Origin of the sequence: Pseudomonas sp. I2 (genome assembly GCF_040984075.1) — a bacterium.
Lineage (GTDB): Bacteria > Pseudomonadota > Gammaproteobacteria > Pseudomonadales > Pseudomonadaceae > Aquipseudomonas > Aquipseudomonas guariconensis_B.
Genome location: NZ_JBCGFQ010000152.1, coordinates 1 through 455 on the forward strand (window position 1 = coordinate 1; position 455 = coordinate 455).

Below are 455 nucleotides of genomic sequence, written 5' to 3' on the forward strand. Positions count from 1 at the left end.
GTAGAGGAACACGGCATGCATCGCCTCACGCACCGGCTCATTGCCGCGGAAGGAGAAGGACAGGTTGGAAACGCCGCCGGAAATATGCGTCAGCGGCATGGTTTCGCGGATGGTCTTGGTGGCTTCGATGAAGTCCACCCCGTAATTATTGTGCTCCTCGATACCCGTCGCCACCGCAAACACGTTCGGGTCGAAGATGATGTCTTCCGGCGAGAGGCCCGCCTTCTCGGTCAAAAGCTTGTAGGCGCGCGAGCAGATCTCCACCTTGCGCTGATAGGTGTCCGCCTGCCCGACCTCGTCAAAGGCCATGACCACGACCGCCGCACCGTAATTGTGGACGAGCCGCGCCTGTTGGAGAAACTTCTCCTCGCCTTCCTTCAGCGAAATCGAATTGACGATCGACTTGCCCTGAACGCATTTCAGACCGGCTTCGATGATCTCGAACTTGGATGAGT

The 455-nt window shown here is 58.0% G+C and carries 1 protein-coding gene; it reads right to left on the reverse strand.

Going from position 1 to position 455, the window contains the following annotated elements:
- Positions 1–455, reverse strand: a 455-nt coding sequence (locus WCE05_RS25995) for a dihydropteroate synthase (protein WP_368816838.1), incomplete at both ends; no start/stop codon positions are given.